Origin of the sequence: Rahnella sp. PAMC25617 (assembly GCF_050606005.1) — a bacterium.
Lineage (GTDB): Bacteria > Pseudomonadota > Gammaproteobacteria > Enterobacterales > Enterobacteriaceae > Rahnella > Rahnella variigena.
In genome coordinates this window covers 68,674-88,977 of the sequence record NZ_JBOCUM010000009.1, presented here as the reverse complement: position 1 = coordinate 88,977, position 20,304 = coordinate 68,674, and the positions used below count along the sequence as shown (strand labels likewise).

18 protein-coding genes are annotated in these 20,304 nt (G+C 50.4%); 12 read left to right on the top strand and 6 right to left on the bottom strand.

Annotated features, from left to right (window positions below):
* Positions 1-17 precede the first annotated feature (17 nt).
* The 9 genes from ACM615_RS13020 to ACM615_RS12980 all read left to right on the top strand — a co-directional run bounded on the left by ACM615_RS13020 (position 18) and on the right by ACM615_RS12980 (position 10,290).
* A complete protein-coding gene (locus ACM615_RS13020; protein ID WP_431012006.1) occupies positions 18-1,682 on the top strand; it encodes a methyl-accepting chemotaxis protein in 1,665 nt (554 codons plus the stop codon).
* A 192-nt stretch (positions 1,683-1,874) separates the two neighbouring features.
* Entirely contained in the window at positions 1,875-2,597 is a 723-nt protein-coding gene (locus ACM615_RS13015; RefSeq protein WP_113877438.1) for an RNA polymerase sigma factor FliA, read from the top strand.
* A 445-nt stretch (positions 2,598-3,042) separates the two neighbouring features.
* Complete coding sequence (gene flhD, locus ACM615_RS13010; RefSeq protein WP_369920668.1) at positions 3,043-3,390, top strand: flagellar transcriptional regulator FlhD; 348 nt, start codon at positions 3,043-3,045, stop codon at positions 3,388-3,390.
* A gap of 30 nt (positions 3,391-3,420) precedes the next feature.
* Entirely contained in the window at positions 3,421-3,984 is a 564-nt protein-coding gene (flhC, locus tag ACM615_RS13005; RefSeq protein WP_112287689.1) for a flagellar transcriptional regulator FlhC, read from the top strand.
* 128 nt (positions 3,985-4,112) lie between these two features.
* Positions 4,113-4,997 (top strand): flagellar motor stator protein MotA, encoded by an 885-nt coding sequence (gene motA / locus ACM615_RS13000; protein WP_112287688.1) that lies wholly within the window; start codon positions 4,113-4,115, stop codon positions 4,995-4,997.
* Positions 4,994-5,968, top strand: coding sequence for a flagellar motor protein MotB (gene motB / locus ACM615_RS12995; RefSeq protein WP_113877441.1), 975 nt, complete (start codon positions 4,994-4,996; stop codon positions 5,966-5,968). Before motA ends, motB begins: the two co-directional genes overlap by 4 nt.
* Positions 5,969-5,970: 2 nt before the next feature.
* Positions 5,971-8,037, top strand: a complete 2,067-nt coding sequence (cheA, locus tag ACM615_RS12990) for a chemotaxis protein CheA (RefSeq protein ID WP_113877442.1) — start codon at positions 5,971-5,973, stop codon at positions 8,035-8,037.
* Between the two features lie 9 nt (positions 8,038-8,046).
* Positions 8,047-8,553 carry a chemotaxis protein CheW gene (gene cheW / locus ACM615_RS12985; RefSeq protein WP_112287685.1) on the top strand — a complete coding sequence of 169 codons (507 nt, stop codon included), beginning with the start codon at positions 8,047-8,049 and terminating at the stop codon, positions 8,551-8,553.
* Between the two features lie 411 nt (positions 8,554-8,964).
* Positions 8,965-10,290, top strand: a complete 1,326-nt coding sequence (locus ACM615_RS12980) for a methyl-accepting chemotaxis protein (RefSeq protein WP_431012005.1) — start codon at positions 8,965-8,967, stop codon at positions 10,288-10,290.
* A 214-nt stretch (positions 10,291-10,504) separates the two neighbouring features.
* Here ACM615_RS12980 and ACM615_RS12975 read toward each other — a convergent pair whose 3' ends face one another.
* Together ACM615_RS12975 and ACM615_RS12970 are read right to left on the bottom strand one after the other, a co-directional pair.
* Positions 10,505-11,617, bottom strand: a complete 1,113-nt coding sequence (locus tag ACM615_RS12975) for a FliC/FljB family flagellin (protein ID WP_159282329.1) — start codon at positions 11,615-11,617, stop codon at positions 10,505-10,507.
* Between the two features lie 340 nt (positions 11,618-11,957).
* Positions 11,958-13,070: a FliC/FljB family flagellin gene (locus tag ACM615_RS12970; RefSeq protein ID WP_159282328.1), complete on the bottom strand. Its 1,113-nt coding sequence runs from the start codon at positions 13,068-13,070 to the stop codon at positions 11,958-11,960.
* Positions 13,071-13,520: 450 nt separating this feature from the next.
* Between ACM615_RS12970 and fliD the strand changes: the two genes are divergently transcribed.
* From fliD to ACM615_RS12955, 3 genes are all read left to right on the top strand, one after another.
* The gene (gene fliD / locus ACM615_RS12965) at positions 13,521-14,984 is read left to right on the top strand and encodes a flagellar filament capping protein FliD (RefSeq protein WP_129639232.1); all 1,464 of its coding nucleotides are present in this window, start codon (positions 13,521-13,523) and stop codon (positions 14,982-14,984) included.
* Between the two features lie 69 nt (positions 14,985-15,053).
* Positions 15,054-15,461: a flagellar export chaperone FliS gene (fliS, locus tag ACM615_RS12960; protein ID WP_112287681.1), complete on the top strand. Its 408-nt coding sequence runs from the start codon at positions 15,054-15,056 to the stop codon at positions 15,459-15,461.
* Positions 15,454-15,792, top strand: a complete 339-nt coding sequence (locus tag ACM615_RS12955; protein WP_232829827.1) for a flagellar protein FliT — start codon at positions 15,454-15,456, stop codon at positions 15,790-15,792. Before fliS ends, ACM615_RS12955 begins: the two co-directional genes overlap by 8 nt.
* A 139-nt stretch (positions 15,793-15,931) precedes the next feature.
* Here the strand turns inward: ACM615_RS12955 and ACM615_RS12950 are convergent, their stop codons facing one another.
* From ACM615_RS12950 to cheZ, 4 genes are all read right to left on the bottom strand, one after another.
* The gene (locus ACM615_RS12950) at positions 15,932-16,333 is read right to left on the bottom strand and encodes a flagellar protein FlhE (protein ID WP_113878040.1); all 402 of its coding nucleotides are present in this window, start codon (positions 16,331-16,333) and stop codon (positions 15,932-15,934) included.
* Positions 16,330-18,438, bottom strand: a complete 2,109-nt coding sequence (gene flhA / locus ACM615_RS12945) for a flagellar biosynthesis protein FlhA (RefSeq protein WP_113878041.1) — start codon at positions 18,436-18,438, stop codon at positions 16,330-16,332. The genes ACM615_RS12950 and flhA overlap by 4 nt, the downstream gene beginning before the upstream one ends.
* Positions 18,438-19,583 carry a flagellar biosynthesis protein FlhB gene (gene flhB, locus ACM615_RS12940; RefSeq protein ID WP_112287678.1) on the bottom strand — a complete coding sequence of 382 codons (1,146 nt, stop codon included), beginning with the start codon at positions 19,581-19,583 and terminating at the stop codon, positions 18,438-18,440. The genes flhA and flhB overlap by 1 nt, the downstream gene beginning before the upstream one ends.
* Positions 19,584-19,658: 75 nt before the next feature.
* Positions 19,659-20,303: a protein phosphatase CheZ gene (gene cheZ / locus ACM615_RS12935; RefSeq protein ID WP_112287677.1), complete on the bottom strand. Its 645-nt coding sequence runs from the start codon at positions 20,301-20,303 to the stop codon at positions 19,659-19,661.
* Position 20,304 lies beyond the last annotated feature (1 nt).

The window sequence follows — 20,304 nt, the reverse complement described above, 5'->3', positions numbered from 1 at the left end:
GTCGTATGAGGGGCAGTATGTTTAAAGGATTAAAGATCTCGACAGGCATTACCGGCATTATCGCGACGCTGGCGTTATTTATCGTGGTGATTGCCGGACTGAGTCTGATGAATGCGATGTCAGCGAAAAGCAACTTCGCCCGCATGGCCACCTCTGTGGACAACACCACTGAGATGCAACATGCCGTCTTTAATCTCAACGGCGGCCTGGCGCATGTGAACGCCCTGATGCTGGAAACCAGTCTGCATCGTCAGGTAAATCCTGAGGCAGTCACTACCGTTCAGGGGATTTTCGCGCAGGCGGAAACCAATATTAAAGCTTTTATGGCGACGCCGTTTAATTCGGAAGAGGAAAAACAGGCTGCCGGTGATCTGAGCAAACAATTTGAAAAAGTGCTCAGCCTGTCGCGGGACAAACTCCGTTACATCGCTGACCCGGCTCAGCTACCTGACGCGCTGGATCAGGAATGGAATGAGCGCATGTCGCTGCGGGATAAAATCGACACTTATGCCGCGATTTCAGCCCGGCAGAATCAGGGATATATCGATCAGGCGGATCGCGATTATCACAACATGATCATCATGGCTGTCATTGTCCTGCTGATATCAGTTGCCGTGACGGTGACCAACCGTATCTGGGTGCGCCACGCGCTGGTGCTGCGGATGGAACAAACTTCCCGTTCGATCAGGATGATTTCCAGCGGTGATCTGCGTCAGAAAATTGAAACCGGTAATCCGAATGAACTGGGGCTGATGCTGGCAGAACTGGAAAGTATGCGTCTTTCCCTGACGGAAACCGTGTCCGGCGTGCAGCAGGGCGTTAAACAGATTTACCTGAATGCTCAGGAAATTGCGCAGGGTAATAACAATCTCTCTGCCCGCACTGAGGAACAGGCGTCGGCGTTGCAGGAAACGGCGGCCAGCATGGAAGAGCTGAAAACCACCGTGCGTCATAATGCCGACAATGCACATACCGCGCGTCAGCTGGCCGAAGGCGCGAGCAGTAACGCGCACAAAGGTGGCAATGTGGTGTCTGACCTTGATGGGATCATGCAGGAGATCACCAAAAGCTCCCGGCAGATTGCTGACATCAACCATGTCATCGACAGCATTGCCAGCCAGACCAATATACTGGCGCTGAATGCCGCGGTTGAGGCGGCCAGAGCCGGAGAGCAGGGGCGTGGTTTTGCCGTTGTGGCCAGTGAAGTGCGCAATCTGGCAAAACGCAGTGCGGATGCGGCAAAAGAGATCAGCCAGCTGATCACTACCTGTGTCAATAATATGAGCACCGGTTCTCAGCAGGTGGAGCAGGCCGGAAGGGTAATGAAGGAGATTGTTAATTCCGTCACCCAGGTCACCGATATTATGGGTGAAATAGCGTCAGCCTCTGATGAGCAAAGTGCCGGGATTAATCAGATTGCCCAGGCCGTCAATGAAATGGATCATGTCACGCAGCAGAACGCGTCGATGGTAGAAGAAGCCGCGCTGGCATCCAGTAATCTGGAAGCACAAACTGAATCTCTGGAAAAAATCGTCGGGAAATTTTCTCTCAATGAGAAGGACGTTACCGCTGACGGAGAACAAAAAATAAAGACAGCCTCTTATACGGCCAGTACCACCGGTAACAAAGTGATACCCAAAATTATCCCGGCGTTACAGGGAGAAGAATGGGAGACGTTTTAAATCAATCTCAGCGATTATAATTTTAATTAATTTACAAATATCGGTAGTGATAATTCAGAGCGTGATGATTTCGGGCGGATGATCGAAATTTAACAGCCGGATTGCGCAATATAATTCGGTCTTATCAGGCTATATGATTTCAGATTATTCCTTAATAATTGTTATCCCTTTTATACGCCGGATATCGTAATTGTGAATGGTATTTACACCCATGATGGAGTGGTGCAAAAGGACGAGTTGTGGTTGAAATACCGTTATTTAGTTCGTCACGAAGCACTACGGTTACAGGCCAGATTACCCGCATGCGTAGAGCTGGATGACCTCATTCAGGCTGGTGCAATTGGGATGCTGACGGCCATTGACCAGTTCGACCCCAAGAAAGGGATCGGCATGAGTACCTATGTCACTCAACGTGTGCGCTGGGCGATGATAGATGAATTACGCGATCGCGACTGGGTTCCCCGGCGGGTCCGCACTAATGCCAGAGAAATTTCTGCCGCCATTCGGGAGATTGAGCAGCAGACCGGCGGTATCGCTTCAGAGGCGGAAGTGGCTGCCTTTATGGGGATTTCGCTGGAAGAATACCAGCAGATGTTAGTGGATACTAACAGCAGCCAGTTCTATTCCCTGGAAGAGTTACAGGAAGAATCCGTCAGTGATGTTGAGCAGCCGGGCGCACAGCATGAGATGCTCAATCCATTACATGAATTAATGAAAGGCAAGCTGGCGAAACAAGTGAGCCAGCTGATTAAAGAACTTCCGGAACGTGAGCAGGTGTTGTTGAATTTGTATTATCAGCAGGAACTGAACATGAAGGAAGTGGGCATTATTTTGGGTGTCACGGAAACAAGGGTTAGCCAGTTACACAGCCAGGCGATCAAACGAATTCGCGCCAGAATGGATGCGCTTAAATAAAGTGTGTAGGAATTTTCCTACTCGGTTTAAATATTATGTAGGACGTTTGTAAATTTTTATAGTATAGCGATTAAATAGGGGTTTATATCAAGGATAAAGTAATTCTTAGTGAGGTTTTCGCTCTGAAGCGTTGAGCTTTTAGGTCATTACCGTTATTATTCAAATAATGATTTCCAGCGCCATTTTTACTTTGAAATATGAGGTAAGATGGGGAGTCCCTATTTGTCAGCGACAACACTTATGTTGCCGGTTGAATGCGGAGTCTGACCGGGGAAATGTCATTATTTGTCATCATGACAAAGCCGTCGTAATGACAAAAATAATCAATAGTTTACTACTTCTTTTGTGGTAGTTATTGCTGAACCTATAGCTTCAATTATTTATTTTCAACGAATTAATTAACGTCCTTTCACCGACAATCCGTAAAGGATCGAGTAACGAAAAAATGAATATAGACAACGTTGACGAACAGCTTCAAAGAATTCATGACATTAACCTTTCTTACCTGCTGCTGGCTCAGCAATTGATCAGAGAAGATAAGTTTGCTGCAGGATTTCGCCTCGGGCTGACTGAAGCAACGATAGATGCACTGAAAGAACTTTCTCTGCCGCAACTGATAAAACTGGCCTCCACCAACCAGTTAATTTGTCGCCTGCGCGTAGATAACGAAATTGTGATCGATAACCTGACGAAAGATTCACGTATCGAAGCCTTACAGCAAATTCATACAGGGATCATTTTATCCACCAATCTGCTTAACTCACTCTCGGAGAACAGCCCTACACCAGGTTAACGGATTAATGGATTAATGGAGAATGTGGTTATGAGCGAAAAAAGTATTTTACAAGAAATCAAAGAAGTCCAGATTGCCATGCAGCTGATTTCCTTTGGTGCCCGTATGCAGATGCTGGAGAGTGAAACCAGTTTAAGTCGCAGAAGATTATTACGTCTTTACAAAGAGTTAAGAGGATGTCCGCCCCCGAAAGGCATGTTACCGTTTTCCGAAGACTGGTTTATGGCGTGGGAGCAAAATATTCATTCATCTATGTTCTATAACATCCATCTTTATATACAGAAAACCGAACCTTGTCGCCCGATTGAAGCCACGGTGAAAGCCTATCGCTTATATCTGGAACAATGTCCGACGCCTCCGGGTGAAAAGCCTGTACTGGGTTTAACACGCGCATGGACGTTATTACGGTTTATCGATTGTGGAATTATAGAGCATACAGAATGTTGTATTTGCGGTGGCGGTTTCGTTGTCACGAGTGAACACTCGAAGAATCCTTTTACCTGTAGCTTATGCAGTCCGCCTTCGCGCGCCATTAAAAAGTGCAAAGTGGCCGATTCCTCAACGGATCACGCGGCCAGTTCTGCGGCAAATTAAAATAAGCCGTTAAAAATGTTGTTGAAACCTGGTGTCGCCACGATGTGATACGGCCTCCCCGTATGTCAATTTTATGGCTACTGAACACATGGGTAAGATCTGGATATTGAATTATTTAAGGAGCACATGTGCTAGTCATTATTGGATACGTGGTTGTTATTCTCACTGTTTTTGGCGGGTTCGTGATAACCGGCGGACAGCTCGGCGCACTCTATCAGCCGGCTGAACTGTTAATTATCGGGGGGGCAGGTGTGGGGGCATTTATTGTCGGGAATAACGGCAAATCCATTAAAGCCACGCTGAAAGCCTTTCCTCATTTATTACAAAGTTCACGTTACACCAAAGCGCTTTATATGGACCTGATGGCCATGATGTTTCTGCTGCTGACCAAAGCCAGACAGAACGGCATGATGAACCTGGAAAGCGATATTGAAGATCCACAGAACAGCCCCATTTTTTCCGCTTATCCCCGTTTGCTGGCTGATGCCTCACTGATGAACTTCGTTGTCGATTATCTGCGCCTGATGATAAGCGGCAGCATGAATTCGTATGAAATCGAAGCGCTGATGGATGAGGAAATCGAAACCTGTGAACACGAACATGAAGTCCCGGCTAACAGCCTGAACGTGATTGGTGATGCATTCCCGGCTTTTGGGATCGTCGCCGCGGTGATGGGCGTGGTGAATGCGCTGGCAGCCGCTGACCGTCCGGCGGCCGAGCTGGGTGAGCTTATCGCTCACGCGATGGTGGGGACATTCCTCGGTATTTTACTGGCGTATGGATTTGTCTTGCCGCTGGCCTCTGTGCTGCGTCAAAAGAGCGCCGAGCAAATCAAAATGCTGCAATGCATCAAGGTGACATTGCTCTCCAGCATGAATGGTTACGCGCCGCAGATTGCGGTGGAATTTGGGCGTAAAACGCTGTTCTCCAGTGAGCGTCCAACCTTTATTGAGCTTGAAGAACATGTGCGCGAAGCGAAGTCCTCGGCCAGCTCGGAAAGCACGCCATCATGAACAAAAGTCCCGGTCCGGTAATCATTGTCCGTAAGCGCAAAAAGCATAAACACGGCCATCACGGTGGCTCGTGGAAAATTGCGTACGCAGACTTTATGACGGCCATGATGGCCTTCTTTTTGGTCATGTGGCTGCTGTCATCCTCAACTCCTTTGCAACGTGAACAAATCGCGGATTACTTCAAGATGCCGCTGAAAATGGCGATGGGCAAAGGGGATAAAGCCAGTCTGAGCAGCAGCGTGATACCCGGCGGCGGGGATGATTTCATGAAGCAGGACGGCGAGGTATTCAAACAAACGCTCACCCGGCTCGACAGGCAAAAGAATGCGCAAAATTTACGACGCGCCCATGAAAAACTGGAAAGCCTGATCCACAACGATCCTCGTCTGAGCGATTTCCAGTCTAACCTGCGCCTTTCCCTGACCGATGACGGATTGCTTATCCAGATCATCGACACGCAGGAACGGCCTATGTTCAAAGTCGGCAGTAAAACGCCTGAGCCTTATATGCGCGGCATTCTTCAGGCGCTGGTGCCGGTGCTCAATGAACTGCCCAACCGTATCAGCCTGACCGGGCATACGGATTCACTGCCTTATGCCAACGGCGAAGCCGGTTATGGCAACTGGGAGCTTTCCTCCGATCGTGCCAATGCCTCTCGCCGTGCCTTAGTCTCCGGTGGCCTGGCCGATAATAAATTCCTGCGCGTCATTGGTACTGCCGACAGGATGAGCCTGGAAAATCTGCGTCCCGATGATCCGGTAAACCGCCGTATCAGTATTCTGGTTCTCAGCATGAATAAAGAAAAATCGATTCTGGAAGAGGATACGGTTTTGCAGCAGGTCACCGACAACCAGGGCAGTGAGAAAATTAAAGCTGAACTGAAAAAAATGTCAGGCGGCGTTGAGACTGAGCCTGCCGGTTCGGTTGTCGTCAATCCTTTACAGCAATCTTCTCAGGGACAAGGTCATTAAAAATGGATATCAGCGATTTTTACCAAACCTTCTTTGATGAGGCAGATGAGCTCCTGGCCGATATGGAAAGGCACCTTCTGGAGCTGGATTTCATGTCGCCCGACAAGGAAATGCTGAATGCCATCTTTCGTGCCGCTCACTCGATAAAAGGAGGAGCAGGAACCTTTGGATTTACGGTTCTGCAGGAAACGACGCACATCATGGAAAACTTACTGGATGACGCCAGACGGGGAGAGCTGACGCTCACTGACGCCATCATAAATCTGTTTCTGGAGAGCAAAGATATTATGCAAGATCAGCTTGATGCGTATAAATCCTCGCAAGAGCCTGACCAGGAAAGTTTCCGCTATATCTGTGAAGCGCTCCGCCAAATTGCACTGGAAGATAAACAGTCCGCCACGTCAGCAGCGTCTGCCGCAGAAGCACCTGCTGAACAAACAGCTGAACAACCGGCAGCGCAGCCGGTTCCGGTCAGTGCTGAAACCCGCGGTGAGATGCTGAACGTCAGACTGAGCGGGATTTCAGCGTCAGATAAAACCGTGCTTCTGGAAGAACTGGCTAATCTGGGCGACGTGCTGAGTCATCAGCAGGGGGAAGACTCGCTCGAGGTTGCGTTGCAGACCGGCGTCTGTGCCGACGATATTCTCGCGGTACTCTGTTTTGTGCTGGAACCCGGACAAATTACGATTACCGCAGGCAACGCAAAACCGGCAACCTCCGTGGCGCCTGTGCAAGACGTTCCCGCGCAGGAAATGCCTCAGAAAGACACGCAGCCGGAAGAAAAACCGCTGGCAGAAAAAGCAGTCGCCGCGCCGCCGGCTCCCGCGACAAAGCCTAAAGCCACACCACGCGCACAGCCTGCCGAGTCCAACAGTCTGCGTGTGGCAGTAGAAAAGGTAGATCAAATCATTAATCAGGTCGGCGAGCTGATCATCACGCAGGCCATGTTGTCACAGCTTTCCGGTGTGCTGGATCCGACCCTTCACGACACCCTCATCAGCAGCATCGGGCAAATGGAACGCAATGCGCGTGATTTGCAGGAATCGGTGATGTCGATCCGCATGATGCCGATGGAATATGTGTTCAGCCGCTTCCCGCGTCTGGTTCATGATCTGGGCAGCAAACTGAACAAAGACATCGAACTGACGCTGCGCGGCGGATCGGCAGAGCTGGATAAAAGCCTGATCGAACGCATTATTGATCCGCTGACGCATCTGGTGCGCAACAGTCTGGATCACGGCATTGAACCTGCGCAGGTGCGGCTGGAGAAAGGCAAACCGGCAAAAGGTAATCTGATCCTGTCCGCTGAACACCACGGCGGCAGTATTGTGATTGAAGTGATCGATGATGGCGCGGGGCTGAACCGCGAGAAGATCCTCGCACGCGCGCACTCGCAGGGGCTGGCGGTCAGTGAAAACTGGAGCGACAAAGAAATCTGGATGCTTATTTTTGCGGCCGGGTTCTCTACCGCAGAAAAAGTCACCGATGTTTCAGGTCGTGGCGTCGGGATGGACGTGGTGCGCCGGAATATTCTGGCAATGGGCGGTCATGTCGAAATCCATTCTGAGCAGGATAAAGGCACCACTATCCGCATCATTCTGCCGCTGACGCTGGCGATCCTCGACGGCATGTCTGTCCGGGTGGGTGAGGAAATCTATGTCCTGCCGCTCGGCACGGTGATGGAATCCCTGAAACCGTCTGAAAGCGCGCTTTACAATATGGCCGGTGATGAACAGATGCTGTTAGTGCGCGGCGAATATCTGCCGCTGATTGAGCTGCATCAGGTCTTTAATATTGAAAGTGAAATCCGCCAGGCCAGCGACGGTATTGCGGTCATTCTGGAAAGTGCGGGTTGCCGCTATGCCTTGCTGGTTGATCAGCTTATTGGTCAGCATCAGGTAGTGGTGAAAAACCTTGAGCTTAATTACCGTAAAGTGCCGGGTATTTCCGCCGCCACTATATTAGGCGATGGCAGCGTCGCATTGATCCTCGACGTGGTTGCTCTTTTAACGCTGAGTAAAAATAAAAAGATCGCCGCCAAAAAAAATCAACTTGTCCCTACTGCGTAAGGTAATTTCATGCATTTTTCCGGAACAGAAAAACAATTTAGCGAAAAGAATGTGGATCAGGAATATCTGGTCTTCACATTAGGTAATGAAGAATACGGGATCGAGATCCTCAAAGTTCAGGAGATCCGCGGTTGCGATCGTGCGACACGTATTGCCAACTCACCTGATTTTATTGTCGGGATCACTAATCTTCGCGGCGTTATTGTGCCGATCATTGATCTGCGGGTGAAATTCCAGCTTGAGTCTGCGGAAATTAACGATAATACCGTCACCATTGTGTTGAATCTGTGTAACCGCGTGGTGGGCATTGTCGTTGATGGCGTGTCTGACGTGCTTTCCCTGAAAGCGGATCAGATCAAACCCGCACCGGACTTCACCGTCACGCTGTCCACAGAGTATCTGCTGGGCCTCGGGTCGCTCGATGACCGTATGCTGATCCTGGTCGATATCGAAAAACTGCTGAACAGTGACGAAATGGAAATTGTCGAAAAAATGGCGGACGCCACCTACGAATAATGCCCGGTTCTGAATGACAGGTTCTTAATCACAAACTAATAACCGTCTGCCAGTAGCTGCTGCGAACCCAAAAATCATTATTTATATCAAGAGAGCCTTTCTTAAAAAGTCAGGCTTTCTGTGTTTATTATGCCAGCAAGCATAACCGCTTATTACATTCATGTTATGAAACTTAACAGGAACTTTATTTTGTTATCATTAATCAGTATTAGAAAAATGGTCCAGGGCCATCTCTATGTTATTGCCTTTTCATTTATCCTTCTTGCGGGATTAAGTTTAAAAATATCGGATATTTCTCGCAGTAATTTTCAGGATATTACCAACTTAAACAGCCGGGTGAAGTTATTAGATCAGGCCATGTATAAGTTAATGCTGATGCGCGGTAATGTTCTTTTTCTTAAGGCCGCGTCTTTGTCGAATGAACAGGTATCAGATGAGTGGGCTACCGCCATTAATGCCCATAACAGTAATATCCGTCGCAGCATTGATCAGTGGGTAAAAGAGAAAAAGGCTGACGCCTACACGCAGGAGTTATCTGACAAGGCAGGCGCGCTGTTTATGCAGATCACCGATACCTACATGACGTTCTTCAAAGATATTCATGGCAGTGCCGCGGTGATTGATAAGACCGATGATTTGATCACCGAGCTTGAAACCGTCACCGGCAGTTATTACACCGTAGCCGATAAGCTCACTACGCAGTACAAAGAGAGAGCCGATTTTTTACATGACCTGTTATGGATAACAATCGCCATTGTCGTGGTGTTGTTTGTGATTTTGTATGTCTCACTTTCGCGCTATATCACCCGCATGGTGATCAGCCGTTTGTCCGAAGCTTCCGCGATCTTTTCGGCAATCAGTCAGGGAGAACTGGCGAGTCAGGTGCCGGATTATGGCCGTAACGAAATGGGTAAACTGTTCAGCAGCATTGAAGAAATGCGCGCTTCGCTGGTGAATATCATTTCCGGCGTGAAGGGGGTGGCAGTCAATCTGCGCCATAATGCCGTTGAAATTGCCCATGGCAACCAGGATTTGTCTTCGCGAACCGAAGAACAGGCCAGCGCCCTGCAACAGACTGCGGCCAGTATGGAAGAGATCAAAACCACGGTCGAAAACAATACGGCACATGCCCGTGAGGCCAATCATCTTGCTAACGAAGCAAAACAGATGGCCGACAGCGGTTCACAAATCATGGTCGATGTGGTCCGCTCAATGGGCACGATTGCCAGCCATGCCACGCAGATTTCGAACATTATCAAGGTGATCGACGGCATTGCCAGCCAGACCAACATTCTTGCCCTGAACGCGGCGGTGGAAGCCGCACGTGCCGGTGAGCAGGGGCGTGGATTTGCTGTCGTGGCAACCGAAGTGCGTAATCTGGCCCAGCGCAGCGCCGATGCCGCCAAAGAAATCCGCGGGCTGATTGAACATTCAGTTCAGGATACCGAAGCGGGCAGTAAACGCGTCGATACGGCCAAAGATACGATTGGCGATATTGTTGAAATTGTCAGTAAAGTCAGCAACATCATGCAGGATATCACTCAGGCTTCTGAAGAACAGAACATGGGGATTCAGCAGGTGGCAGTGGCCATTAACCAGATGGATGTGGTGACCCAGCAAAATGCGGCGTTAGTTGAAGAATCAGCGGCGATAACGGTGATGATGGATGAACGCACCGGTGAGCTGGAAAGTATGGTGTCGGTTTTCCATACTGAAACAGAACGTCACGAAGCCTGAACACGGAACGTTAATTAAAGAACGTCTGTAAACAGTGAGAAATATTATTAAAGGGCGGCAGAGTATTCTGTCGCCCTTTTTTATTGCTGATGTTTTTTATTAAGCTTATTTACTGTTGTAATCTTACCGGCAATAAAAAATCCCCCCGGTCCGTGAAGACCGGGGGGATTTGATACTGACTACACTATGACTGACTAGCGTATTACAAACTGACTTAGCGCAGCAGAGACAGTACGTTCTGCGGAACCTGGTTAGCCTGTGCCAGTACGGTCACGCCTGCAGACTGCAGGATGTTCGCACGGCTCATGTTAGAGACTTCAGACGCGAAGTCAGCATCGAGGATACGTGAACGGGATTCAGACAGGTTGTTCACGGTGCTGTTCAGGTTGCTGATAACAGAATCGAAACGGTTCTGTACCGCACCCAGACCGGAGCGCAGTTCATCAACCTGTGCCAGTGCATCGTCAATCGCTTTCAGCTGACCAACGCCTGCCATTTGATCGGCAGTCGCATCAGCACCTTTCGCGAAGGTCACCGTATCAGCCGCGCCGCCGGACCCTGCGCTGAAGGTTGGAGTCATGGTAACCGCCACATCTGCGCCAGACGCGTCTTTACCTACTGCGATGTAAACAGTGTTGCCGCTGCCGTCTTTGGTGGAGTAGATATCGCCGGAGCCGCCTGCACTGAATGCTGCATCTTTCATTGCATCCAGCTGAGTCTGATCCAGAACCACATTGGCTGCAGTACCGGAAGCATCACCGCTGAGTTTAGAACCGACACTCAGTTTGGTCGCGACTTTAGTAGCATCGAAACCGTCCATCCCTAAGGTGGTGGAGTTCATTTTGCTCAGGTTGATTTCGATGGTCTGACCGTCATTAGAACCGACCTGAATGTTCAGGGTCTGATCTGAGCTCAGGACTTTCACGCCGTTGAACTCAGTCTGTTCAGAGATACGGTTGATTTCAGCCAGACGCGCGTTGATTTCGTCCTGGATGGACTTGCGGTCAGATTCTGAGTTGGTGCCGTTCTGAGACTGCACAGCCAGACGACGGATGTTCTGCAGGTTGTCGTTGACTTCGTTCAGTGCGCCTTCGGTAGTCTGCGCAATGGAGATACCGTCGTTGGCGTTACGGGAAGCCTGCGTCAGACCGTTGATGTTAGAAGTGAAACGGTTGCTGATCGCCTGACCTGCGGCATCGTCTTTCGCGCTGTTAATACGCACGCCGGAAGATAAACGCTGAATAGCGGTACCCAGTGAAGACTGTGATTTATTCAGGTTGTTCTGTGCTACCAGGCTCAGGGAGTTGGTATTAATAACTTGTGCCATTGAGATTTCCTCGGGTATTTATAATGTAACACTGCAACTGTATTTAAATTGAGTGATGCGTCATTCCGTTCGCATATAATAAATATCGGTGGAAGGAAAAATGACTAAACAGGTTTTTGTGTTATTTTTATTTCGGTAGCGTATTTGATGAAATGCGTGCAATTGTGGCGTCAGTTCAGCGGATGGCGGTGGTTTTTCTTATTACAGAAAACTCTCTTATTACAAAAGCTCTCTTATTACAAAAGCTCTTTATTACAAAATTTCTTTTATTAAAAAAATACCCCCGCCGGTGAGGGCAGGGGTATTAAGGATAACGTCTGGTAGCGTATTACGAGCTCACTTAGCGCAGCAGAGACAGAACGTTCTGCGGAACCTGGTTAGCCTGTGCCAGTACGGTCACGCCTGCGGACTGCAGGATGTTCGCACGGCTCATGTTAGACACTTCAGACGCGAAGTCAGCATCGAGAATACGTGAACGGGATTCAGACAGGTTGTTCACGGTGCTGTTCAGGTTGCTGATAACAGAATCGAAACGGTTCTGTACCGCACCCAGACCGGAGCGCAGTTCATCAACCTGTGCCAGTGCATCGTCAATCGCTTTCAGCTGACCAACGCCTGCCATTTGATCGGCAGTCGCGGTGGTGCCTGCAGAGAAGGTCACCGTATCAGCCGCGCCGCCGGACCCTGCGCTGAAGGTTGCGTCCATGGTGATAGCCACATCCGCGCCGGTAGAGTCTTTACCCACAGCGACGTAAACAGTGTTGCCGCTGCCGTCTTTGGTGGAGTAGATTTCGCCGGTGCCGCCTGAGCCAAAGGCTTCAGTTTTCATGTTATCCATATCAGTCTGGCTCAGAACCGCATTGGCTGCAGTACCGGAAGCATCACCGCTGACTTTAGAACCGACGCTCAGTTTGGTGGCGACTTTAGTGGCGTCGAAACCATCCATGCCTAAGGTGGTGGAGTTCATTTTGCTCAGGTTGATTTCGATGGTCTGACCGTCGTTAGAACCGACCTGAATGTTCAGGGTCTGGTCTGAGCTCAGGACTTTCACGCCGTTGAACTCAGTCTGTTCAGAGATACGGTTGATTTCAGCCAGACGCGCGTCGATTTCGTCCTGGATGGACTTGCGGTCAGATTCTGAGTTGGTGCCGTTCTGAGACTGCACAGCCAGACGACGGATGTTCTGCAGGTTGTCGTTGACTTCGTTCAGTGCGCCTTCAGTGGTCTGCGCAATGGAGATACCGTCGTTGGCGTTACGGGAAGCCTGCGTCAGACCGTTGATGTTAGAGGTGAAACGGTTGCTGATCGCCTGACCCGCAGCATCGTCTTTCGCGCTGTTAATACGCACGCCGGAAGATAAACGCTGAATAGCGGTACCCAGTGAAGACTGAGATTTATTCAGGTTGTTCTGTGCTACCAGGCTCAGGGAGTTGGTATTAATAACTTGTGCCATTGAGATTTCCTCGAGTATTTATAATGTAACACTGCAACTGTATTTAAATTGAGTGATGCGTTATTTCGTTCGCATACTTAAATCATCGGAGTGCCGGAAAATCTCTAAAGTCTTTTTTTAAATTAATTTGCTGGGCGGTCAGAAATTATACTTTTGTTAAAATTGAAGGTGAGAATGTTAATAACGTTTTTAGCAGAGGGATTTTTTTATTTACATCATAATCACCATAAAAGAACGCACTTTTGTCGCTAATTGTGAAGTTTGCGGATCGGAATAAGTGAAATAACCGCTGATTTCTGAAATCTATTGGGTGAAAAGAAGCAGGGAATGTTTTTATCGGGCGTTATGGTTGATGGGTAAATGACAAAGAATTAAACTTTATATTGTCTGAACCGATATCTAATAGTGAAGTTACTTTGAAATAAAATACATTCTATACAGGAGAATATAATGGCTTCCTTCTCATCATTGGGTATCGGATCCGGTCTTGACACAGCAACCATGCTTGAGCAGATCAAGGCAGGGGAACAGACGCGTCTGAAGCCTTATACCTTGCTGCAAACGAGCTATAAATCGAAGATTTCCGCGTGGGGTCAGATTTCCAGTTCTATGTCAGCGCTGCAAACCAGCGTAAAAAGTCTGTCTAACGATGCCTTTAACACCTTAACGGTCAGCTCCAATAAAGCGTTTAGCGCGACAGCCACTACCGGCGCCAATGCCGACAGCCATGAAGTCACGGTTGAACAGCTGGCGATGGCGCACAAAATCAAAACCGAAGGCGTGGACAGTGCCGACGATGCGCAAGGCGAGGCGAATAACGGTATCCGCACGGTCACCATTACGACCGGCTCCGGTGATTCAGCGAAAACCACCACGGTTGAGCTGAAGGATGATGAAACCTCACTGAACCAGATTGCCAAGGCCATCAATAAACAAGACGGTGGTGTCAGCGCCAGCGTGCAGCGCACCAACGACGGTTATCAGCTGGTACTGAGTTCAAAAAGCACCGGCAGCGACGGTAAAATCAGCGTTAAGGTCGAGGGCGATGACAAACTCGGCGATATGCTGAATACCTCGGCCGGCGGCCGGCCAGTTAATGGCCCCGATAACGGCGACGGCATGTATTTAGTGACCGAAGCGCAAGATGCAAAGCTCAAAGTTGATGGCAGCTCATATACCCGTTCTTCCAACAACATCAGCGATATTATCAGCGGCGTCACCCTGCAGCTCAAAGCAGTGTCGGAAGATAATAAATCAGAACAGCTGACGATGACCCGTGATACCGGGGCCATCAAAACCAGCGTGAAAGACTTCGTTGAGAAGTACAACGCGTTGCTGAAAATGACCACCGCAGCCAGCAAATATGTCCAGAATGATACGTCAGGTCTGAAAGACGATCAGGTCGCCACGCAAAATGGTGAAAGCGGCGCACTGATGGGGGATTCCACCCTGCGCGGCATGGTCAGTGAGCTGCGTACTGCGGTGAACGGCACCTACGGTTCTTCGGATGCCGACATCACCTCACTGGCGGATATCGGCATCAAAATTGATGCGGCCACCGGCCAGATGACGCTGGATGAAAGCAAAATTGATGCCGCCATTGCTGATAATCCAGACGGTATTGCCGATATGTTCATGGGACGCGGCACTAACGAAGGGATGGCCGTCAAACTCGGCACCATCATCACCAAATATGTGGGTGATCCGGACACCAAAACTGACGGTTTGATTAAAACGTCCACTGACAGCCTGGATGAACAGGTCAAAATCATGCAGACCCAGCTGGATAAAACCCAGAAACTGATCGACGCACAGGTCGAACGTTACCGGGTTCAGTTCTCGGCGCTGGACAGCACCATGTCACAGCTGAACAGCCTGCAAAATCAGATGAACGGCCTTTTATCGTCACTCTGATGGTTTAATTTTAACGAATAATGACCTTGCAGGAGGCTTGCCCTCCTGCCGGGAGAAAGCGGAACCACCATGTATTCAAAATCGGGAAGTAAGGCTTACGCGCAGGTTGATCTGGAAAGTCAGCTGGCTGGCGCATCGCCACATGAGCTGATTACCATGTTGTATGAAGGCGCGAATAACGCCGTACTGCGCGCCAAAATCTATTTTGAGATGGGAAATATTGCCAGGCGGGGAGAAATGATCTCCCGGGCTATCAATATTATTGATAACGGATTGCGAACGTCTCTGGATCATGAAAAGGGACAACACATCGCGGAAGATTTGGAGAGGTTATATGACTATATGTCACGAACCTTGCTGGATGCTAACCGGCAAAACTCTCCGGACGGACTCACGAGTGTGAGTGAAATACTGACAAACCTTGCCACGACATGGAAGGAAATTGAACCTAAAAAAAGGCTGGAAAATTATGGGTAACACGGTATGCGAAGAGTATGAAGAGATTTATCAGTTGAACTTACATCTGCTGGAAATGGTAAAGCAGGGCAAGTGGGAAGAGTTTATCCAGCTTGCCGAAGTGTATATTACTAAACTGAATGATGTGATCAGTAATCAGCCGGAAGATATATTGCCAGATGAGAAGACGTCACTGAGCTTTATTCTGAAAAGCCTGATCGAAAGTGAAGACGAAATTGAAAAAACGCTGAAAAGCAGACTGGATGTACTAAAAAAGGAGATGTCATCTTTACATCGCGGGAAGAAGTACAGCGAGGCGTATTCATCTCAATTTACCTCCGCGTTCCATTAATCCCCGGAGAGGCTATTTTGGTTAACCAAATATAGCCTTAGCATAGCATTGAGCACCCCTCTCACCTTGCTTGCTACTCTTCGGCAAAATTGAATACTGATTATTCTTAACAGGTAATTCAATTAGCCACAGTGACTTGTTAATAATAATTAATCGTAAGCTGATTCTTCACCACATTCAGGGGCGGCAATAGCTGTCCCTGACTTTCCACCGTATAGACAAAATAAAAGGGTCCGCGCGCCGTCAGCGATGAACCCACACTTTTCTGCCCCGATAATGAATCCAGCCTGATGCACTTTTCCTGACTGCATAATTTAATCTGCAAACCCGGAGGCGGCGCAGAGAGCAGGCTGATACGCCACGAAATCCGGCTAAGGGTCGCCGCTGGCGGGAGGGTCGTGTTTAGCGGGCGACTGGTTAACGTCTGATTGCCCACGCTGACTTTCCCGCCGGCAGAATCTCCGCTCCATGAACCACTGGCAGCCGCAGCCGCCAGCGGGAATAACAGCGTAAGCCCGGTGGTCAGGGCACGAATTTTCATTCTTTGCCCCCGATGATGTAAGACATTCGGACGTTACGGTTATTGCTGATTTCCTGATTCGACAACACGGTCAGCTGCGGATAGACGCGGCGCAGGAAGCGGGACAACATGAAGCGAAGAGGCTGATTCACCAGCAATACCAGCGGCGCTCCGCTGGCTTCCTGCTGGGCAATGGCTTTTTCCGTCTGCAGCATAATATTTTCTGCAATGCCCGGTTCGATGGCGCTGCCACTTTGTGTCGCCTGGGTCAGCAACCGTTCGAGATTCAGATCCAGTCCGATCACCTGCATTTCGCCATTGCCGGGGAACCATTTCTGAGTAATGGCGCGACCTAACCTGATGCGAACGTGCGCCGTCAGATCGTCAGGATCGGCAATCGTGCCAGCGAATTCCGCCAGCGTATCAATAATCGTCCGCACGTCGCGAATGGAGATCCGCTCCGACAGCAGATTTTGCAGCACTTTGTGGAACGTGGTCAGCGAAATCACGCCGGGGATCAGATCCTCAACCAGTTTCGGCATGTCTTTCGTCAGGCGATCCAGCAGTTGCTGCGTTTCCTGGCGGCCAAACAGCTCATCCGTGTGCAGGGAAATCAGGTGATTAAGGTGTGTGGCGATCACCGAACTCGGATCAACCACGGTGTAACCCAGCGCCTGAGCCCGTTCGCGCATGACTTCGTCGATCCACACCGCAGGTAAACCAAAGGCCGGATCCTGACAAGGTACACCCGGCAATTCACCTTCAGCACAACCCGGATCGATCGCCATCCAGCGTTCAGGCTGAGTTTCCCCGCGTCCGATTTCAACGCCTTTCAGCAGGATCCGGTAATCCGTCGGGGCCAGATCTAAGTTGTCGCGGATGTGAACCGGCGGTGGCAGGAATCCCATTTCCTGAGCAAATTTCTTACGGATCCCGCGAATACGGGTCAGCAGCTGACCTTTCTGTTCACTGTCTACCATCGGGATCAGGCGGTATCCGACCTCCAGCCCCAGAACATCTTCATGCTGCACGTCTGCCCAGGAGGCTTCGGTGACCTGCGCCGCGTCAGCTTCGGCTTTCGCCGCCGCCTGAGCGTCTTTGCTCATCGGGCGTTTGCGGGCTGACGGATTGTCGGTCTGACGTCCGCGCATCCACCAGGCCAGGGCCAGTAAGCCGCCGGTAAACAGCAGGAAGACAAAGTTAGGCATCCCCGGCACCAGCCCCAGCAAGCCGATCACACCGGCGGCCAGCACCATGACGCGTGGATTATTAAACAGCTGACCCACCATCTGCTCGCCGACGTCCTGATCGGTCGCCACGCGGGTCACGATCACACCGGCGGCGGTAGAGATCACCAGTCCGGGGATCTGCGCCACCAGACCATCACCGATGGTCAGCAGGGTGTAAGTTGCACCGGCTTCGGCGAAAGACATATCGTGCTGCATCGTGCCGATCATCAGTCCGCCAATCACGTTAATGGCCATGATCAGCAACCCAGCGATGGCATCACCGCGCACGAATTTACTGGCACCGTCCATGGAACCGTAGAAGTCGGCTTCCTGCGTCACATCGCTGCGGCGCTTTTTGGCTTCTTCCTCGCCGATGATCCCGGCATTCAGATCCGCATCGATCGCCATCTGTTTGCCCGGCATCCCGTCGAGGACAAAACGTGCGCCAACTTCGGCGATACGCCCGGCACCTTTGGTGATAACCATGAAGTTGATGATCACCAGAATGACGAACACGATGATACCGATGGCAAAATTACCGCCCACCAGAAAGTGTCCGAATGCGTCGATCACCTGACCGGCCGCCCCTTCACCGGTATGCCCATACATCAGGATGATACGGGTCGACGCAATGTTCAGCGCCAGCCGCAACAGCGTGGAAAACAACAGCACCGTCGGAAACGCGGAGAATTCCAGGGTGTTCTGCGTAAACATCGCCACCAGCAAAATCATCAGCGACAGCACGATATTGAAGGTAAACAGCAAATCCAGAATGAAAGCCGGCAGCGGCAAAATCATCATGGCCAGAATGGTCATGATTAATACCGGACCTGCCAGTATTTGCCATTGCGTCTGTTTAAAATCCGGTAAACGTAATTTGGTGGCTAAATTGGCCATCACTCATGACTCTCTTGTGCAAAATCCAGTGCAGCAGGCACCGGAAGGTTCTCAGGTTTTTTAGGAAGGGCGCCGGTGCCTTTTTTCCAGCGTCTCAGGCCGTATACCCAGGCCAGGACCTCTGCGACGGCACCGTATAATTCGGTCGGGATTTGTTCGCCAATTTCGCAATGCCGGTAAAGCGCACGCGCCAGCGGCGGGGCTTCCAGCATCGGAATATTGTGCTTAGCCGCTTCTTCACGGATGCGTAATGCAATATCGCCCGCGCCCTTGGCGAGCATCATTGGCGCGCCTGTTCCGTCCTCTTTGTAGCTGAGGGCAATGGAATAGTGGGTCGGGTTATTCACAATCACGTCAGCCTGAGGAATGTCTTCCATCATTCGCTGACGGGCAGCGGCGCGTTGCAGCTGTTTGATACGCCCTTTAACGTGCGGATCGCCTTCCTGCTGTTTAAATTCATCACGTATTTCCTGACGGCTCATGCGTAACTTTTTCAGATTACTCATGATCTGATGGAATACGTCATAACCCACCAGCGGGATCAGGGCCAGGATCACCACCAGCAGACAGCCGGACACCAGCGATCGCATATCCTTCAGCCCGATCGCGACCGGTTCATAAATCAGCTGGATCATGTGGGATTTTGCGCTCATCAGGTAAACCCCGGCTGCACATCCCACCAGGGTGACTTTCAGAAGGCTTTTCAGTAATTCCGACACCACCTGTGTGGAAAACATGCGTTTGAGTCCTGATAAAGGATTCAAACGCTTGAGATCCATTTTTAATGATTTTCCGCTGATATTCAGACCGCCCAGTAACAGCGGCGAGGCCAGCCCGGTGAAAAACAGCCCGACTAAAATGGGCAGCACGGAAAATACCGCCATGCTGAATAACTCACCGGCGCGCAGAAGCATCAGTCTGGAATCGAGCATCACCAGACGGTCAAAGGTCAGCCCGTTGTGCAACAGCAAGCTGAGCTTTCCGGCCAGATGCGAGCCACCGAGCATGATCAGCATCCAGCCCACCAGCAGCATCAGTAAAGATGTCAGCTCTTTCGACCGCGGAACCTGCCCCTCTTCGCGGGCTTTCGATATCCTGGTGGGTGTGGGTTCCTCTGTTTTTTCTACATCACTTTCTTCAGACATAAGAGCAGCCCGTGAAGTGACCGCGCAGGGCGGAATGCAGAGAAGAAGAGAGGAGGAAACAGAACCGCATGATGTTTAGAATCCCAGCGAATCGAGCAGGTCATCGACCTGATCTTGCGAGGCGACAATGCCTGCCACGGACTGATTGATCTGCGGCCCGTTTTTGAGGCTGTCTTCCGGCTCGCTGGTGGACGCTGGCATCATGCCCGGCATGTTTTCTACCAGAACCTGAATCAGCTCCTGCTCCACGTTTTCGATAAGCTTCATCATGTTCTGGATCACCTGACCGGTCAGATCCTGAAAGTCCTGAGCCATCATGATTTGCATGAGCTGTTCATTGGTCTGGCGGGCAATCACCGGCGTTTCATCGAGAAAGGCGCGTGTGTCTGCGACCAGTTCCCGCGCCATTGACAGCTCAACCGGATTTTCAAACCAGGTATCCCAGCGTTGTTTCAGGCCGGAGGATTGTTCGCTCAGGGAATCCTGAAGCGGGCGCGCAATTTCCACGCAGGTTAATGCGCGGTCGGCTGCCTGCGAGGTTTTCCCCACGACATAATTCAGACGTTCCCGGGTATCGGGGATCGCTTCCGCCACATCCATAATGGCGCGATCCAGACCCAGATTGGCCACACTGTCGCGCAGGAGACGGGTGAGCTGACCAATGCGGGAAAAAATGTCTTTGAAGTTTTTTGCTGACGCCTGGTTTGTTGTTGTATTCATC

Excerpts from the sequence above, each read along its gene's own strand:
- ACM615_RS13020 (WP_431012006.1), top strand. The coding sequence starts at position 18 with ATGTTTAAAGGATTAAAGATCTCGACAGGCATTACCGGCATTATCGCG.
- flhD (WP_369920668.1), top strand. The coding sequence starts at position 3,043 with ATGAATATAGACAACGTTGACGAACAGCTTCAAAGAATTCATGACATT.
- flhC (WP_112287689.1), top strand. The coding sequence starts at position 3,421 with ATGAGCGAAAAAAGTATTTTACAAGAAATCAAAGAAGTCCAGATTGCC.
- motB (WP_113877441.1), top strand. The coding sequence starts at position 4,994 with ATGAACAAAAGTCCCGGTCCGGTAATCATTGTCCGTAAGCGCAAAAAG.
- cheA (WP_113877442.1), top strand. The coding sequence starts at position 5,971 with ATGGATATCAGCGATTTTTACCAAACCTTCTTTGATGAGGCAGATGAG.
- cheW (WP_112287685.1), top strand. The coding sequence starts at position 8,047 with ATGCATTTTTCCGGAACAGAAAAACAATTTAGCGAAAAGAATGTGGAT.
- ACM615_RS12975 (WP_159282329.1), bottom strand. The coding sequence starts at position 11,617 with ATGGCACAAGTTATTAATACCAACTCCCTGAGCCTGGTAGCACAGAAC.
- ACM615_RS12970 (WP_159282328.1), bottom strand. The coding sequence starts at position 13,070 with ATGGCACAAGTTATTAATACCAACTCCCTGAGCCTGGTAGCACAGAAC.
- fliD (WP_129639232.1), top strand. The coding sequence starts at position 13,521 with ATGGCTTCCTTCTCATCATTGGGTATCGGATCCGGTCTTGACACAGCA.
- fliS (WP_112287681.1), top strand. The coding sequence starts at position 15,054 with ATGTATTCAAAATCGGGAAGTAAGGCTTACGCGCAGGTTGATCTGGAA.
- ACM615_RS12955 (WP_232829827.1), top strand. The coding sequence starts at position 15,454 with ATGGGTAACACGGTATGCGAAGAGTATGAAGAGATTTATCAGTTGAAC.
- ACM615_RS12950 (WP_113878040.1), bottom strand. The coding sequence starts at position 16,333 with ATGAAAATTCGTGCCCTGACCACCGGGCTTACGCTGTTATTCCCGCTG.
- flhA (WP_113878041.1), bottom strand. The coding sequence starts at position 18,438 with ATGGCCAATTTAGCCACCAAATTACGTTTACCGGATTTTAAACAGACG.
- flhB (WP_112287678.1), bottom strand. The coding sequence starts at position 19,583 with ATGTCTGAAGAAAGTGATGTAGAAAAAACAGAGGAACCCACACCCACC.
- cheZ (WP_112287677.1), bottom strand. The coding sequence starts at position 20,303 with ATGAATACAACAACAAACCAGGCGTCAGCAAAAAACTTCAAAGACATT.